15 protein-coding genes are annotated in these 16,516 nt (G+C 55.5%); 9 read left to right on the top strand and 6 right to left on the bottom strand.

The window, feature by feature from the left end; translation table 11 throughout:
• Positions 1-9 precede the first annotated feature (9 nt).
• Together KDX30_RS20615 and pmrG are read right to left on the bottom strand one after the other, a co-directional pair.
• The gene (locus KDX30_RS20615) at positions 10-879 is read right to left on the bottom strand and encodes a phosphatase PAP2 family protein (protein ID WP_231677365.1); all 870 of its coding nucleotides are present in this window, start codon (positions 877-879) and stop codon (positions 10-12) included.
• A complete protein-coding gene (gene pmrG, locus KDX30_RS20610; protein WP_319946095.1) occupies positions 879-1,565 on the bottom strand; it encodes a lipopolysaccharide core heptose(II)-phosphate phosphatase PmrG in 687 nt (228 codons plus the stop codon). Before pmrG ends, KDX30_RS20615 begins: the two co-directional genes overlap by 1 nt.
• A gap of 322 nt (positions 1,566-1,887) precedes the next feature.
• On the opposite strand from pmrG, the gene KDX30_RS20605 reads away from it, so the two are divergent.
• Positions 1,888-3,528, top strand: a complete 1,641-nt coding sequence (locus KDX30_RS20605; protein WP_231677364.1) for a phosphoethanolamine transferase — start codon at positions 1,888-1,890, stop codon at positions 3,526-3,528.
• Positions 3,529-3,588: 60 nt separating this feature from the next.
• A complete protein-coding gene (locus KDX30_RS20600; protein ID WP_231677363.1) occupies positions 3,589-4,263 on the top strand; it encodes a response regulator transcription factor in 675 nt (224 codons plus the stop codon).
• Positions 4,264-4,292: 29 nt separating this feature from the next.
• On the opposite strand, the gene KDX30_RS20595 is transcribed toward KDX30_RS20600, so the two are convergent.
• Positions 4,293-4,559 carry a hypothetical protein gene (locus KDX30_RS20595; protein WP_141562204.1) on the bottom strand — a complete coding sequence of 89 codons (267 nt, stop codon included), beginning with the start codon at positions 4,557-4,559 and terminating at the stop codon, positions 4,293-4,295.
• 286 nt (positions 4,560-4,845) lie between these two features.
• Here KDX30_RS20595 and KDX30_RS20590 point away from each other — a divergent pair, with 286 nt between their 5' ends.
• Positions 4,846-5,559 carry an ABC transporter ATP-binding protein gene (locus KDX30_RS20590; RefSeq protein WP_231677362.1) on the top strand — a complete coding sequence of 238 codons (714 nt, stop codon included), beginning with the start codon at positions 4,846-4,848 and terminating at the stop codon, positions 5,557-5,559.
• Positions 5,556-6,350 (top strand): ABC transporter permease, encoded by a 795-nt coding sequence (locus KDX30_RS20585; RefSeq protein ID WP_231677361.1) that lies wholly within the window; start codon positions 5,556-5,558, stop codon positions 6,348-6,350. The genes KDX30_RS20590 and KDX30_RS20585 overlap by 4 nt, the downstream gene beginning before the upstream one ends.
• Positions 6,351-6,548: 198 nt before the next feature.
• Here the strand turns inward: KDX30_RS20585 and KDX30_RS20580 are convergent, their stop codons facing one another.
• On the bottom strand, positions 6,549-7,430 hold the full coding sequence (locus KDX30_RS20580) for a LysR family transcriptional regulator (RefSeq protein WP_231677360.1): 882 nt from the start codon (positions 7,428-7,430) through the stop codon (positions 6,549-6,551).
• 119 nt (positions 7,431-7,549) lie between these two features.
• On the opposite strand from KDX30_RS20580, the gene KDX30_RS20575 reads away from it, so the two are divergent.
• Both KDX30_RS20575 and KDX30_RS20570 read left to right on the top strand, forming a co-directional pair.
• The gene (locus tag KDX30_RS20575) at positions 7,550-8,386 is read left to right on the top strand and encodes an SDR family oxidoreductase (protein WP_231677359.1); all 837 of its coding nucleotides are present in this window, start codon (positions 7,550-7,552) and stop codon (positions 8,384-8,386) included.
• A 226-nt stretch (positions 8,387-8,612) separates the two neighbouring features.
• Positions 8,613-9,236 (top strand): hypothetical protein, encoded by a 624-nt coding sequence (locus KDX30_RS20570; RefSeq protein WP_164706069.1) that lies wholly within the window; start codon positions 8,613-8,615, stop codon positions 9,234-9,236.
• Between the two features lie 167 nt (positions 9,237-9,403).
• Here KDX30_RS20570 and KDX30_RS20565 read toward each other — a convergent pair whose 3' ends face one another.
• Positions 9,404-9,988, bottom strand: coding sequence for a TetR/AcrR family transcriptional regulator (locus tag KDX30_RS20565; RefSeq protein ID WP_099268934.1), 585 nt, complete (start codon positions 9,986-9,988; stop codon positions 9,404-9,406).
• Between the two features lie 213 nt (positions 9,989-10,201).
• On the opposite strand from KDX30_RS20565, the gene KDX30_RS20560 reads away from it, so the two are divergent.
• Both KDX30_RS20560 and KDX30_RS20555 read left to right on the top strand, forming a co-directional pair.
• Positions 10,202-10,879, top strand: coding sequence for a type 1 glutamine amidotransferase domain-containing protein (locus KDX30_RS20560; protein WP_099268611.1), 678 nt, complete (start codon positions 10,202-10,204; stop codon positions 10,877-10,879).
• 139 nt (positions 10,880-11,018) lie between these two features.
• Entirely contained in the window at positions 11,019-12,155 is a 1,137-nt protein-coding gene (locus KDX30_RS20555; RefSeq protein WP_231677358.1) for an alkene reductase, read from the top strand.
• A 198-nt stretch (positions 12,156-12,353) separates the two neighbouring features.
• On the opposite strand, the gene ydiJ is transcribed toward KDX30_RS20555, so the two are convergent.
• Positions 12,354-15,392, bottom strand: a complete 3,039-nt coding sequence (ydiJ, locus tag KDX30_RS20550) for a D-2-hydroxyglutarate dehydrogenase YdiJ (protein WP_231677357.1) — start codon at positions 15,390-15,392, stop codon at positions 12,354-12,356.
• A 157-nt stretch (positions 15,393-15,549) separates the two neighbouring features.
• Between ydiJ and KDX30_RS20545 the strand changes: the two genes are divergently transcribed.
• Positions 15,550-16,452: a LysR substrate-binding domain-containing protein gene (locus KDX30_RS20545; protein WP_231677356.1), complete on the top strand. Its 903-nt coding sequence runs from the start codon at positions 15,550-15,552 to the stop codon at positions 16,450-16,452.
• Positions 16,453-16,516: the final 64 nt, after the last annotated feature.

Here is a 16,516-nt window from a genome sequence, read left to right as displayed (position 1 = left end):
CAGGTTCCGTTATTGGATTACAGATGCAGTGCTTGTTAAGTGTTGGGGCTCTGGTGTGAACGGTACTGGATCAACCCTGAGCTCTGCGCCTGGCCGGATAGGTTGCTGCAACGCCGAGCGGCCGTAGAAAAACAGCGCCACCAGGAACGTGCTCAACCAGACAAAAATGCCTGCCCAGAACGTATGCGACAGGTAATGCCAGCCCTGCAAAACCCGCGTTGTGCCATAAACCAGGCCCAACAAAATTACGCCTGCCAGCAACAACCTGGAGTGCTGCCAACGGTAGCGTCGTGCGACGAAATACACTGCGAACAGGCTGAATGCACTGGAGGCATGTCCCCCTGGCCAGCAGCGACCAGCGCCCGCTTCACGCCACAACGTGAAGTTCTCGAACCATTCCTTATGCAACTGTTTCCCGCCATACAGCGTTGTCTCAACCGGACAATAAATACTGGTGTGGCTCTTGAGGTAATGGATCAGTCCGGTACTCAGGGCAAAGGCAACGATGACGAAAAAGAAATCGAGCCGGTGCCGCTGCAGAAATTTCAGCGGACTTGCTACCCGCGAGCGGGCGATGAATCGGCCGGGGCGTGTTTGACGATAGCGCTCCACACACGGCCAGACGAACGACAGCAATGCACCGATAATGGCCAGCTCACCCGTCCAGTCCGGAATGATCCGGGCCCACTTGTGAGTTACCTGTTCAAAAAGACGACTTTGACCAATGGGGAAAACGCCAGCGGCAGGGTCATAAAAAAGGTTGCTGAACAGCCGGTCGAGATCGGTCAGATCAAAGGCCAGGAACGTTATCAACGCCAACAACAATGGCACGCCCAGATAGCGGGAATAGAAGCGGGATCGGGCACTCAAGGCTTTCATTAATTCACCTGCCCAATCGTCATGTTTTTCCACTGCGCTGCGTCCATTGAACCGATGATGCTCGGCGCATGCTTACCGTCGACCCTTACGAACACTGCCTGGGTGTATTCGCTGGAGCGGTCGCCCGCGTGCACGCCCATTTTGCGTTCGAACTGGTCGATGCAACCGCTGTGAGTAATCAGCACCAGATTTTGTGCGAGCTGCTTGTGCGCCAGAACAGCGTCCTTGAAACCGCTGTTGCATTCACTGGCCCAGCTCTGGGTCGGCACAGCTCGACCCAGAATAAGGTCAGCCGTCTGGCGAGTACGGGTCAGCGGACTGGCAATGATCCGGGAGTTTTCAAGACCCATTTGCTGCAAGCCGACACCCACTGCCTGTGCTGACTGGCTGCCTTTTACAGTGATGCCATCAGCACTTCCCAGGCATGGGTTACCAGAGCGATCGCAACGTTCTGCGTGTCGGACCATGACCACCACATCTCCCCGGACCCAGCGGTCATACAATTTAGAATTGTTAAAGTTGTTATTAATACTTAGATCGACAACCGGAGTCGCTTTGTAAAACCAGGCAATTAATACCACAGCAAAAATAGCCGCCGCCACGGACATTACTGAACGGCCGCTGAACATAGCCGTGAAAGAGGTTTTACCGGGAATAACTGATTCATTGATCAGGGTAGTGCTCACGCCTTCGCTCCTGCAAAAAGACCATGGCAACCGTCAGGCGTCGCCCCCTGAAGTTGTCGTACTGTGAGCAAAGCCTAAAGTTAACAACGTGGGAGAGCAGTGAAAACGATGTGAAAAATAAGTCGCAAACAGCCCGCCAAAATGCAGTTATTCAGCCGCCGTTCAGTTGCTAACAATTAGCATTAACTTCTACAAGTACACCCACCTTTTATTGGCATGTTTTTCACAAAAATTTGATCATTCCCTGCCTAGAGTCTGCGCCATTGGAGACACCATGCTCAATCACCCGAGCGACCTCCCTAATTCAGTGAAGCGGAATCACATGTTTAAAATCAAACACCTTCGCCCCGAGGTTGCGACGGCGCTTGCCAGCGCCTTCCTGTTACTCGGATTCAACAGCACCCTTTGGCAACACCTCGTGAGTATTACCGACCACAACGCGATGCTTCGTCTGGCGTTCGGGATCATGCTGTTTGGCGTTTTCAACATCACTCTGACGTTGCTGGCGTTTCGCAAAATATTTAAACCGGTCCTGATCACATTATTCATAATCAGCGCAGGCGTTGCTTACTTCATGAGCCGCTATGGCGTCCTGATTGACGCCGGTATGTTACGTAACTTTGCCGAGACCAACGCAACCGAAGTATGGGATCTACTGTCGCCTAAACTTTTCGTTTATATCTTACTGCTCGGCATCGTTCCGTCTTTACTGTTATGGAAAACCCCAATCAGTTATCGCCCACTGCACCGCGAACTCATCAGCAAGACTCTCGTCACTCTCGGCTGCGCCGCCATGATTGGCAGCGTGGCACTGGTCAACTATCAAGGGCTATCGTCTCTATTCCGCAACCACCACGAGTTACGTTTAATGGTGGTGCCCAGCAACTACATGGGTGCCTCACTTGGCTACCTGCGTGAACAAGTAGTTACGGCGCAAAAACCTTTTCTGAAAGTCGGCGAAGATGCCACCCGAGACAGTGCCTGGGTACAGCGCCCCCGTAAATCTCTCACCGTACTGGTCGTAGGCGAAAGTGCCCGCGCCGAGAACTTCGGCATCCTCGGCTATAGCCGGGATACCACCCCGCAACTGCGAGCGGAACCTGGCGTGATTGCCTTTACCGACGTCCACTCCTGCGGGACTGAAACGGCAGTGTCGGTACCGTGTATGTTTTCCAATATGGGACGCAAGAACTACGACGCGCCCACCGCCAAAACCGAGGAAGGTCTGCTGGACGTGCTCAAGCGTGCCGGAATAGACGTGATCTGGCGTGACAACCAGTCCGGCTGCAAAGGCACCTGCGACCGGGTTACGCTGCAGGATGTCAGCAAGCTGAAAGACCCTGAGCTGTGCGCCAACAGTGAATGCCGGGATGAAATCCTGCTGCAAGGGCTGCAGAACTTCATTGAGCACCTGGACAAAGACACGGTGCTGGTACTGCATCAAATGGGTAGCCACGGCCCGGAATACTTCAAACGTTATCCGAAGGAGTTTGAGAAATTCACCCCGGTCTGTGAAAGCAATGCGCTGGATAAATGCAGCCGGGACAGTATCGTGAACGGTTATGACAACACGTTGCTCTACACCGACCACGTACTCGCGAGCCTGATTGATATCCTGCGCCGCAACCAGACCAACGTAGACACCGCGATGATTTACCTTTCCGATCATGGTGAGTCGCTGGGTGAATACAACCTGTTCCTCCACGGCACGCCCTACATGCTCGCCCCGGACCAGCAAAAACATGTGCCGATGATGGTCTGGTTTTCGGATAACTATCAGCAGTCTTTTGCCCTTGATACGGCATGCCTGCAACAAACCCGTAATGCGTCTCTGAGCCAGGACAACCTGTTCCATTCGATGCTGGGTTTATTGAAGGTGCATACTCACGTTTACGACCCGTCGCTGGATATGTTTGCCGGTTGCAGAAACGGTACTGCTGACGGCGTATTGGCCAACAAATAACAAACGTCATGTCCGGGACAGCCCCCCTGTCCCGGTAGACCAGAAAATAATGTGAGCCCGATGCGCATACTTGTTATCGAAGACCATAAAGATATTCTCGCCAACGTTTCGGAGTACTTCACGCTGAAAGGTTGTGAAGTCGTCGGTGCGCTGGACGGGCTGACGGGACTGCATCTGGCGACGACCGGCAATTTCGACGCGATCATCCTCGACCTGATGCTGCCCGGCATGGACGGCAATCTGCTCTGTCGAAAGCTGCGCGAAGACGCCCGCCAGCAGGTTCCGGTCCTGATGCTGACTGCACGTGATCAACTGGAAGATCGTTTGACCGGGTTCAACGTCGGCGCCGACGACTACATCGTCAAACCGTTCGCGCTCTCGGAGTTGTATGCGCGGGTTGAGGCGGTCACGTGGCGCTCAACCGGCATGAAGAAGAACGTGCTCAAGATCCACGACCTGACCTACGATCTGGACTCGCTGGAAGTCAGGCGAGGCGGAACATTACTCAAGCTCAACCCTACCAATATGGTGCTGCTCGAGTTATTGATGCGAAAAAGCCCAATGGTGGTTAAACGAAAGGAGTTCGAACAAGCCGTCTGGGGCAACAATACGCCTGACTCGGACAGTCTGCGCACCAGCCTGTATACGTTGCGCAAGACTATCGACAAACCGTTCGATATCCCGTTGCTGCATACCGTTCATGGCATGGGTTACAAACTGCAAGGGCCTCGGTAGTTCGGCACTTGAGGCAGGGTCGCCAGAGCTTACTCGCGGCCCGCGGGTCTGATCTGAATATAGCGTTGCACCAGCCCCAGACCTGCCAACGGCACACCAACACCCACGATACAAAAGCTCCAGGCAATGCCTTCGATGCCAAAGGCAAGCAGCGCGCCGCCGATGAATGTGGCAGGCAACACCGGGAATACCAATGTGCATATCAACAGTGCATGTGCCCCTAGAAATTTCCTGAGTCGACCTTTGGCGTTGAAAATGCAGACCATCCATAGAACGGCCCAAAATCCGATACTCATCAGGTAAAGAGCCAGATGAAGCAGATCTCCTATCATTCCATAGCCATGCATGTCCTTGGCTCCATGTAAAATAATGCTCGCACCGAGCTTATTGGTTCATGGATAGTCAGTTTGCCTATCCATCCGTTCAAACGTGGGCATGATAGGGATACACGCTGATACCGGATATGTACGCGCCAACAAAGAGAGCTTTCCTACAGCATGAAGCTACAAATCTGACGCGTCCCGCGTGTTGGAAAACTGGCGACCCTCATTGATTAACCCTTTCGCTCATGGAGCAGGTCATTTGTCCTCCCCCGCCTCGCCCGGCACACACCGATTAAAACTGATCGAAACCTGCGGCCTCAGTCGCCAGGATCAGAATGGCGCCTCCCAGCTACTCCACCCCGTGGACTTCATCCTGAGCGGCGGCGACAGAGTGGCGATAACCGGCTCGTCAGGGTCTGGCAAAAGTGTTTTTTTGCGCACCCTGGCGCTATTGGATGCGCCCGATTCAGGTGAAGTACTCTGGCACGGCCAGCCCGTGAATGCCGGGCAGATCCCCTCGTATCGCAGTCAGATTTGCTACCTCGCACAACGCCCGTCGATGATGGATGGCACCGTTGAAGACAACCTGCGTTTTCCCTACAGCCTGAATATCTTCAAGCAGAGGAAGTTCGATGCCGAGAAGGTCAAAGCGCTTTTACGTCAGGCAGGAAAACCAGAACGCTTCCTGCTGAAGGCCGCGAACGATCTTTCCGGAGGTGAGGCTCAGGTTGTTGCACTGATTCGCGCCATTCAGCTGGAGCCGGAAGTGATCCTGCTGGACGAACCTACTGCCGCGCTCGACCCTCAGTCTTCCCGCGATGTAGAAACACTGGTCAATACCTGGTTTACCGGTGGCCTGACGTCCTCACGCGCTTATATCTGGGTATCGCACGATCTCGATCAGGCGCAGCGAATGAGCAACGTCAGATTTGAAATGCACGCCGGTGTGCTGAGCGCGATGGGTAACTCATGATCTATCAAAGCCTGTCGGCTGCAGACATCGCCATCGCCGCGTGCCTGATTCTGATCAACGGGGCGTTATCCCTGGGTTTGAAACTGGGGCTGGAGCGTCAACTGATCTGGGCCTCGGTACGCACGGTCGTTCAGCTACTTGCTATCGGCTACATCCTTGGCTGGGTATTCGAGTTTGCCTACTGGTATGTCGTGCTACCGCTGATGTGCCTGATGACGTTGATTGCCGGTGTGTCGGCAGCGGGACGAGGCAAACGCACTTACGCCGGGCAGCGTCTGGACAGCGTTGTGTCGGTGTGGGGCAGCTCGTGGCTAGTGGCTGCCATAGGCCTGTTGCTGGTTATTCAGATTCGCCCCTGGTACGAACCGCAGTACGCGATTCCGATTCTGGGGATGATTCTGGGCAATACCCTGACCGGTGTGTCGCTGGGAATCGAACGCATGATGCAGGAATTGTCGTCGGGACGAAGTACAGTGGAAACAATCCTCGCACTGGGCGGTTCACGCTGGGAAGCGGCGCAAATGGCGGCCCGGCAAGCAGTAAGAGCAGGCATGACGCCTACTCTGAATCAGATGAGCGTGGTGGGCATCGTCAGCCTGCCCGGGATGATGACCGGCCAGGTGCTGGCGGGGCAATCGCCCGTAGAAGCTGTCCGTTATCAGATCGTAATCATGTTCCTGATCGCCGCGTCCTCAGCACTCGGCACCGTCTGCGCAGTACTGTTGACGTACCGTCGATTATTCTCGGCTGATCATCGTTTCATGATGCATAAGCTGACCAATAGAGTCTGATGGAGACGCACCAGGCTTACAGACCGCCATCGCAGCCTTCGGCAGCTCCTACAGATCACGCGTTTCGGCACGGCGCGAAGCACACGCGGAATTCATGGCACCACGCGATTTCCTGTAGGAGCCATCGGAGGTTACGACGGTCGCGAAGCGGTGCATCGGGCGAAACACGATAACAGCCTCGCCAACAAGTTGATTCACTCAGCGCCCCAATGCCTGAATGAAACTGATAAAAGCCCGCAACGGCGCAGGCACATTTCGTCGCCCCGGGTAATAAAGCATTAACCCTGGTTCATCCTGGCACCAATCATTCAGCAACAATTGCAGTTTTCCGTCAGCCAGACTTTGCGCGACAGCTTGTTCCAGGACAAACGCCACTCCAAGGCCACCTTCGGCAGCCTCTATCATCAGGGCCATGCGGTTGACGGTCAGCGAGCCCGGCACATCCAGCTCGACTCTTTCACCCTGCCGTTCAAACTCCCAGGCATAGCGCTCGCCTCTGGGCATTCTGATCCGGATACACCTATGCGCCTTCAACTCCGCCGGGTGAACGGGAAGACCGTATTGCTGAAGGTAGCCTGGAGAAGCCACGGGAACGAAACGTGCCTTGCCGCCAAACGGCACGCCGATCATGTCGATCGGCACACTGCTGCCCAGCCGGATGCCTGCGTCACAGCCATCGGCGACGATATCCACCGGCCGCTCCTCGTGGCGTAGCTCAAGCTCAATGTCCGGATGAAGCTTCATGAACGCTGGCACCACCTCCTTCAACAGATAGCGGGCCGCAGCAAACGGGGTGTTGATGCGCAGCTCACCGCTGATGCTGCCGTCCTGCTGCTGGTTGATTTCGTCGACGGCAACGCGCAGCTCACCGAGTACCGGACGAATTCGGGACAGGAAAGCTTCACCTTCCACCGTCAGCGCGACGCTACGGGTGGTGCGATGGAACAGGCGCAGCTTGAGTGTTACCTCAAGTTCAGTAATTGCGTGACTGAGACTCGAAGGCGCCATTTCAAGCAATCGAGCGGCGCTGCGGAAGCTGCCAGTGTCCGCGACGGCCAACGCCATGCGCAGGCTTTTCAAGCTAAGGTCATGGATTGGTGTCAATTTTCGATCAGCCTGTTCGTGATTGATGGTCTATCCAGAACAGCATGCCAGTCCCATCCTTGATTTGAAATCCACAAACAAGTGAGGACATCAACATGCCTGCTTCATGGTTTATCACCGGTGCCAACTCTGGCTTCGGCCGCCTTATGACTGAAACGCTGCTTGAACGCGGTGACCGGGTCGCTGCCACCTACCGCAGCGATGGTGCACTGGATGATCTGACGCAACGCTTTCCCGAATCGCTCGTTCCCATTCAACTGGACCTGACCGATAGCGAGCGCATCGCTCCGGCCGTCGCTGAGGCATTTCAGGCATTGGGGCGTATCGACATCGTCGTCAGCAATGCTGGTTACGGGACCTTCGGGGCTGCGGAAGAGCTTTCCCAGATGCAGATCAGACGTCAGATCGAGACCAATCTGCTCGGCTCGATCTTTTTCATCCAGGCGCTGTTACCTCACCTGCGCCAACAAGGGAGCGGTCGTGTTCTCCAGGTCAGTTCCGAAGGCGGAAGGATCAGCTATCCAGGCTTCAGCCTGTACCACGCCAGCAAATGGGGTCAGGAAGGATTTGTTGAAGCGGTCGCTCAGGAAGTCGCCCACTTTGGCATCGAGATGTGTCTGCTGGAACCCGGCCCTACGGCGACGAATTTTCTTGCCGGTATCGACAGTGCATCGCCGTCAGGCGCTTATGAAAACAGCCCGGTAAACGCCCTGCGCAACCGCCTTGAAAGTGGCGAGTTCAGCCCGCACATGGGCGACCCGGTCAAGATTGCCCAGCAGATGATCGCCATCGCAGAAGCCGACGCATTACCGCTTCGAGTGCCATTGGGCAGTATTGCCTGGGACAATATCGATGCGAAATTACACGAGCGCCAAACGTTGTTAAGCACTCAAAAAGACCTGGCTTATGGCTGTGATGTCGACACGCAATAAATACCGCGTCTGACTTTATAGAAGGCTGAAGAGCTCAGCCCCGGAGCATCCAGCAAACACATCTGTATCCGGGGTATGAATTTCATCAATTCCGATAATCAACGGAAGCATTTGAAATTATTAGTAAAAAGGCGTCCCCTTGCGAACCGCAACTATTAAGTTGCCTCGCAAGTCTGGAGCTTTGGTTTTGCCCCTCATGTTCAAAGATTTAAAAAATGCGTCAGTCATGTTCCTGTTCAAACTTGTATTGACGGGCATCGTTTTCGGGATGATCTGGCTGGACATCGCCGTATTTGATACTCAACTGCTGGAGACTTCATTCACTGAAGTCTCTCAGGAAATCATGCTGTTCGCTTGCGCTCTGCTCTTCTGGTTTTCACCTGCTAACGATGGTCAGAAAGGTTTCAAGTCTTTGGTTGCGGGTTTCTTTGCCTGCCTTCTGATGAGGGAGCTCGACGGTCTTTTTGACCCTATCAGCCATAGCGCCTGGTGTTGGCCGTTTTTGCTGATCGCCATCACGTCGCTGACCATCGCTTTCAATTCGACGAATCGTCAGAACACCCTGCAAGCCTTGGCTGCCTTCACCAAAACCCCGGCCTTCGGTACGTTGTCGACCGGATTATGTGTGCTGGTGTTTTCCCGGGTATTCGGCATGGGCTCGCTTTGGCATCTGATTCTGGATGACGGTTATGCACGCCTGGCCAAGACGGCTGTGGAGGAAGGGATCGAATTGATGACCTATGCCATGTGGCTGTCAGCCAGTGTCGGCTACTGGCTGCAACAGCGGTCTGTGGCTGCAGATGTTCCAGGCAGAGTGAGTAACTCAAAACTGCAGACGAGCGCTGTCTGAGTGCCAGGTTAAATCACAACCCGGATCCCTGTGGCTCACCGAGGTTACGAGGCCAGCGACGGCGGAGTGTCAGACAAACCGTGATCGCTGGCCTCGTTACCTCGGTGAGCTCCTACAGGATCGGGGTGCAACCAGAAAAACTATTGCAGCCAGAATCAAACGCTGTCTTAAACGCCCAACAATTGCTTCGTTGTCGTCATCGACGTCTGCAAAGGCTGACCATCGCGCTGCAGTTTGTTCAACAGGCTGGCGCCCAGCCACATCTGATAAAGCGTTTCTGCCAGCTGTCGCGCATCGCTGCCAGGCAGGCACCCTTCGGTTTGCCCTTGCCTGATACATGCCGTCAGCCGCGCCACAATTTGCTCGGCACCGTCACGCAAGGTGATGCGCATCGACTCGGACAAGTCCGACACTTCAGCGCTCAGTTTGACCACCAGACACTCGTTGCCGCTGAACGGCTCGACACAACGCTGCTGCCAGCCAAGCCAGTAATCCATAAGTCGCTCGCGAGGTGTGAGCCCCGGCAAGGCCAGGCGTCTGTCCATGTCGGCGAGATAGCCAGCAAAGTAATCTTCCAGCAAGGCCTGCCCGTACTGCTCCTTGGATTTGAAGTAGTGGTAGAACGAGCCTTTGGGCACGCCAGCGACTTGCAGGAGCTCACTGAGCCCCACACTGGTAAAGCCCTTCCCCGCCATCATGCGGTGGCCGGTATCGAGCAAATGCTGGCGAGTGTCGTCATAGGTCGGTTTCATAAGGCGCAAAATACCAAACATTAGACCAGTCGTCTATTTTTTGAACGATCATGCGGGTTGAATGACCAACCTTGTGAACGCGCTTTGAAAAAAACTCTAGACGACTGGTCTATTCCGAGTCTAAGCTTTGTCCATCGGTGACCTGAGGCGCTGGTTTTCCAGCTCCCGCTTCGATCGCCTCATTGCCAGTCCTTCACCTTCAAGGAGTACCTTATGAAAATTCTGATGGTTCTGACTTCGCACGATCAACTGGGTAATACCGGCAAGAAAACCGGCTTTTGGCTCGAAGAATTTGCTGCCCCCTATTTTGCGTTCAAGGATGCGGGTGCCGACATCACCGTCGTCTCGCCAGCCGGTGGTCAGCCACCACTTGATCCGAAAAGCGACGAGCCTGATGCGCAAACCGCTGAGACCGATCGCTTCCGCAAAGACGCTGAGGCTCAACGCGTACTCGCCAACACTGGCCTGCTGTCAGATGTCCGCGCTGAAGACTTCGACGCAGTCTTTTACCCAGGTGGCCATGGCCCGCTGTGGGATCTGGCTGTAGACAAGAACTCGATTGCGCTGATCGAAGCCTTCGACCGCAGCAACAAGCCTCATGGCTTTGTCTGCCACGCACCTGGCGTGCTGATTAACGTCAAAGGCGCAAACGGCAAGCCGCTGATCGAAGGTCGTAAAGTGACTGGCTTCACCAATTCGGAAGAAGAAGCCGTTGGCCTGACAGAGGTGGTGCCGTTCCTGATCGAAGACGAATTCCAGCGTTTAGGCGGGCACTACTCCAAGCTGGGTGATTGGCAGGTTTACGTTGTAGAAGACGGTCAACTGGTCACTGGCCAGAACCCTGCAAGCTCGGCAGCAGTCGCTGAAGCATTGCTGAAAAAACTGGGCTGATTCTCAGGCTTCAGACTTCCTGTAACACGATTCACCGTGGACGCTGCGCCTGACGGCAAAGCGTCCATTATTTTTAGCCAGAAACTAGTCGACTGGTCTAATAAGTACTAAGACCTTCCATGTCGAACAAGGCAGATCAATGAACAACTCAGTCAAAAACAGCAATTTCTTCACCCCGACTCAATTGGGAAATCACTCTCTCAAAAACCGTATTGTCCTGCCGCCCCTCACCCGGCAACGCAGCAGCCAGCCTGGCAACGTCGCCAATGAACTCATGGCGCAGTACTACAGCCAGCGTGCAGGTGCGGGATTTCTGGTGACTGAAGGTACGCAAATCGAACCTCGCGGTCAGGGCTACGCCTGGACGCCCGGCATCTACACGCCCGAGCAAATCGCTGGCTGGCGCAAGGTGACGGAGGCGGTGCATGCCGAAGGCGGGGTTATCTTCGCCCAGCTGTGGCATGTCGGCCGGGTGTCTCACACCGCGCTGCAACCGAATGGCGACGCCCCCGTATCGGCCTCGGCCATTGCAGCGGACAAGGTGAGCGTGTTTATCGAAACCGCGCCGGGCGCAGGTGAACTGGTCAAACCTTCGATGCCGAGAGCGCTGACCACCGATGAAGTCCAGGAGCTTGTTCAGCTCTACATTCAAGCCGCCCGCAATGCAATGGAGGCTGGTTTCGATGGCATCGAACTGCATTGCGCCAATGGCTATCTGGTTAACCAGTTCATTTCGGCCCACAGCAACCATCGCGAAGACCAGTACGGCGGATCGCTTGATAACCGCCTGCGCTTCTTGCGGGAAATCGTTGCGGGTGTTGCAGAGTGCATTGGTAAAGAGAAAGTCGGCGTACGTTTTGCGCCCCTGTTCACGACGACGGATGAAGACCGCACTTATCTGGGGTTGGTAGAGGAAGATCCGCACACCACTTACATCGAAGCCATCAAGGTTCTGGAGAACGTCGGCATCGCTTATCTGTCCATTGCCGAAGCCGATTGGGATGACGCGCCAGCCATGCCTGAAGCATTCCGCCGTGACGTGAGAAGCACCTTCAGCGGAGCCATCATGTATGCCGGAAAATACACGGCACAAAGCGGTTCAGCCCTGCTGGATTCAGGCTTGGCGGACCTCGTCGCATTTGGCCGGCCGTTCATTGCCAATCCTGATTTGCCAGCCCGCATTGCCAATGACTGGCCGTTGAATCCGATCAATCCGGCCACGGTGTATGGCGGTACTGCCGAGGGTTATGTGGATTATACGTTTTACGCTGAATGACGGCTAAAGCCTGATTTGCCGGGGGCGATCCTGTTTGCAAGCAATTGACCTGTAGGAGCTCACCGAGGTTACGAGGCCAGCGATGGCGGCGTGTCAGACAAACCGCCATCGCTGGCCTCGTAACCTCGGTGAGCTCCTACAGGGTCAGGTTTAATCAGACAGGGCCAGGTTAATCAGATTTTGTTTATAGGTGTTGATTTAAGCTTCGACGTCCCTCAAGCGAGCCAACAAAACCTGCAACGGATGAAGCACCGTTGTGCCCTCCTGACGCTTGACCTGACTGCGGCAGGAATAACCGTCAGCAACGACACGCCCCGATTTGTTGAACTTCTGGATCAGCAGTTTCCAGGATTGCCTGTAGATAACGTCCGACGTGGCTGCGTTTCGTGTTTCGTGCCCGTAAGTGCCCGACATTCCGCAACAGCCACTGGCCTGGACCTGCAACTTCAGCCCTGCCCGTTCGAAAATTTTCTGCCACAAGCCGATGCTGCCGGGCTCGTTGGTTTTTTCCGTACAGTGCGGGAGGAAGTGATAAGGCTCGGCCTCCTCCAACATCTCGCTTTGCGGCAGCGCATTGATCAGCCATTCCTGCGCAAGTAGCACCGACGGCGTCTTGTCAGCCTCCAGTGTCTTGGCGTACTCCTGCCGATAGACCAGAGTCATCGCGGGATCCAGCCCCACCAGCGGCACGTCGTACTGCTGAAGATTGAACAGCGATTGACCATTGAAACTGGCCGCCTTTTCAAACGCCCTGAGAAAGCCCTGCACTTGCAGCGGTTTGCCATTGGGCGCGTATGGCGCCAGGTAAACCTTGTAGCCAAGCCTTGATATCAATTCCACCCAGTCGGCCAGCAACGGGGTCTCGAAGAATCGGGTGAATGCGTCCTGAACGAGGATCACACTCCGCGCCCGTTGCGCGTCCGACAGCATGGCGAGGCGCTGCGGGGTGGCGACTTCGACGTTCCAGCGTCGGCAGACGGCAGTAAAGTCCACCAGACTTAGCAAAGGACTGTCGACCATCCCCGCGATGCGCTCAAGACCCCAACGCACCGGGCGAGCACTCATGGCGAAATTGTAGAGTCGCGGCATTCGAGCGATGTAAGGAACCGTGTATTCCAGAGAGCCGATCAGGTAGTCCTTGAGCGGCCGAAGGTAGCGAGTGTGATAAAGCTCAAGAAAGCGCGAGCGAAACTCGGGAACATTCACTTTCACAGGGCACTGCCCGGCGCAGGATTTACACGCCAGGCAGCCTGCCATTGCGTCGTAAACCTCATGGGAAAAATCGTCCTGCCCGAGCTTTTGCCTGACGGTATTAACGACTCGCCGGGCAATGTTCTGCGTCGCGCCCGAGGCAGTCGTCAATACATCAACACCCTGCGCGCCCTGCAACCGCAGCCATTCGCGAAGCAGCGAAGCCCGGCCTTTGGGCGAGTGAATGCGATTTCGCGTGGCCTTCCAGGAAGGACACATGGCGTCATCAGGATCGAAGTTGTAGCACGCGCCGTTGCCGTTGCAGTGAAGCGCCGCGTCGTAGCTCTGCCAGACACGCTCGTCAATCGTGCGGTCCAGTTCGCCACGCAGCCGGACTTCGTCGACCAACGTCAGTTTCGCAGTCGGCACAGTCCCAGGCGTAGCGATTTTGCCCGGATTGAGCTGGTTATGCGGATCGAATGCCGCCTTGAGTGATTGCAGCGCGGGGTAAAGCTCACCGAAGTAGTCGGGCACATATTGCGAGCGTAAGCCCTTGCCATGCTCGCCCCACAGCAGGCCGCCATGCTTTTGCGTCAGCGCCGCAACCGCATCGGAAATCGGCCGGATCAGTGCGGCTTGAAGCGGATCCTTCATGTCCAGAATCGGTCGGACGTGCAGCACACCCGCATCCACGTGACCGAACATTCCGTATTGCAGATTGTGGCTGTCCAGCAGCGCCCGGAACTCCTGAATGAAATCAGCGAGGTTTTCCGGTGGAACCGCGGTGTCCTCAACAAAGGGCTGCGGCCGTGCTTCACCCTTGACGTTGCCGAGCAAGCCCACCGCTCGCTTGCGCATGGCATAGATACGTTTGAGCGCATCAGCGCCTACCGCTAGGGTGTGGCCAAGGCGCACCACCGAAAGGTCGCGCTGCAGGTGCAAGACGAAGTCGTGGACTTTCTGCTGGACAACCTCTTCATCATCACCGCTGAACTCGATGATATTGATACCCAGCGTCGGCATGTCAGGATTTTCCGGGAAGTACTCGGCAACGCCATGCCAGACGATGTCTTTCATCGCCAGCATCAACACTTTCGAATCCACGGTCTCGATGGAAAGCGGCTTCAATTCCATCAAGGCTTTTGCATCGCGCAACGCATCCATGAAACCGGCGTAGCGCACGTTCACCAGAATCGAATACTTGGGGATCGGCAGAACGTTGAGTTTGGCTTCAACGATAAATCCGAGGGATCCTTCGGAGCCGCAAAGCACGCTGTTCAGATTGAAGCGCCCGTCCGCCTCGCGCAGGTGCGCCAGGTCGTATCCGGTCAGGCAGCGGTTGAGCTTCGGGAACGTGCTTTCGATCAGTTCGGCGTTGGTGTCGACGATGTTCAGCGCACAGCGATACACCTCGCCGACGCGGTCAGTCCGATTGACCAGTACTTGCAGCTGTTCGGTATCAATCGGCTGGCTGTCGAGGCGATGGCCACCCAGCATGACCGTAGAAAGTTCAAGCACATGATCGCGGGTCTTGCCGTAGGTGCAACTGCCCTGCCCGCTAGCATCGGTGTTGATCATGCCGCCAATGGTTGCCCGATTTGACGTCGACAGCTCCGGCGCAAAAAACAGCCCGTGAGGCTTGAGCGCGGCGTTGAGCTGATCCTTGACCACACCACTCTGCACTTTGACCCATCGTTCCTCGACGTTGATCTCAAGGATGTTGTTCAAGTGCCGTGAAAGATCGATGACCACGCCATCCGTCAGCGATTGTCCGTTAGTGCCTGTACCGCCGCCACGAGGCGTGAGCACTACCGAGCTGTGTCGAGGCTCCGCAACCAGCCGGGAAACAATCGCAACGTCCTGCTCATCCAGCGGAAACACTGCGGCCTGGGGCAGCCGCTGATAAATGGAGTTGTCGGTTGCCAACACGGTCCGGCCGCCATAGTCACGCGCAATCTCCCCGCGAAAGCCCGCTGCATCAAGGGCATCAAGAAAGGCTTCATACGTCGTGCTTTGGGCAACTGCCGGGGACAAACGAGCGATCATGTGGAATTCCTGCAGGCTAAGAAGCTAATCTATGCATTCACGTTAGGCATGCTCGGCATATTGCACACAGAGCATCAGACTCTATTTTTGCTTATTTTTGCGACTCTCAGGCTTTGTCACAAGCGTAATTCCTGCCGGGTTTGCATGAGCGTTATGAATGAACCCTAGAAGACTGACTCCATCAATGTCGTTGCTGATTGCGTTTGAAGCTGCCGCTCGACATGGCAGCTTCACGAAAGCAGCAGAAGAACTGACGCTGACCCAGAGCGCAGTCAGTCGACAAGTGCAAACGCTTGAAGCCCAACTTGAAGTCGAGCTGTTCAGACGTGACGGGCGAAAGATCGAACTGACCGCCGCCGGCGCCCTCTATCAGCATGAGTTGGCCGCCGCTCTGGGCCGCATTCGCAGCGCGACGCTGCAAACCATTTCGTACAAGAATGACGGCGGCCCTCTTAATCTGGCGGTGCTGCCAACGCTGGGTTCAAAGTGGCTGCTGCCGCGCATGCATGAGTTCTATGCAAAACACCCTGGAATACTGGTGCATATCCACTCAAGAATTGTTCAGGCAGAAACCCAGTCCACGACCCACGACATGGACGCAATTATCTGCGTCGGTTCAGGGGAATGGCCTGGCTACATCTCGCATAAGCTGCTGAGCGAAAAACTGGTGGTCGTGGCCAGCCCGGCAGCTCTACCCGAATACCCTAAAATGACGCCCGCCAACGTTGCCGAGCATGCACTGCTCAACGTTGTGTCGAGACCGAACGCCTGGTCTGACTGGTTTGACAGCCATGATGTGAATCACCGAAACATGAGATCCGGCCCGAGCTTCGAACTCACCGCGCATCTGATTCAGGCGGTATCGGCTGGTATCGGGATCGGACTGGTGCCGGAAATTCTCGTGCAGGATGAGCTGAAGAGCGGCGAACTGGTTGCACTGTTTGACGCAATGGACAGCGGCCGCAGTTACTACCTTGTCTATGCGACCCGTTACCAGCATCTGCCGTCGTTGAACACGTTCAGCGCCTGGCTGCTGTCGTTACCGTTTCCTGACCGGTAAAGATGCAATCTTTGAGTTGAATGAATTCCTTGTAGGAGCTGCCGAAGGCTGCGAGGCATTTTCC

This window comes from Pseudomonas quasicaspiana (assembly GCF_021147825.1).
In the GTDB taxonomy this organism is placed as follows: Bacteria; Pseudomonadota; Gammaproteobacteria; order Pseudomonadales; family Pseudomonadaceae; genus Aquipseudomonas; species Aquipseudomonas quasicaspiana.
Note: the sequence above shows the minus strand (reverse complement) of the source record. Positions and strands in the feature narration are given on the sequence as shown.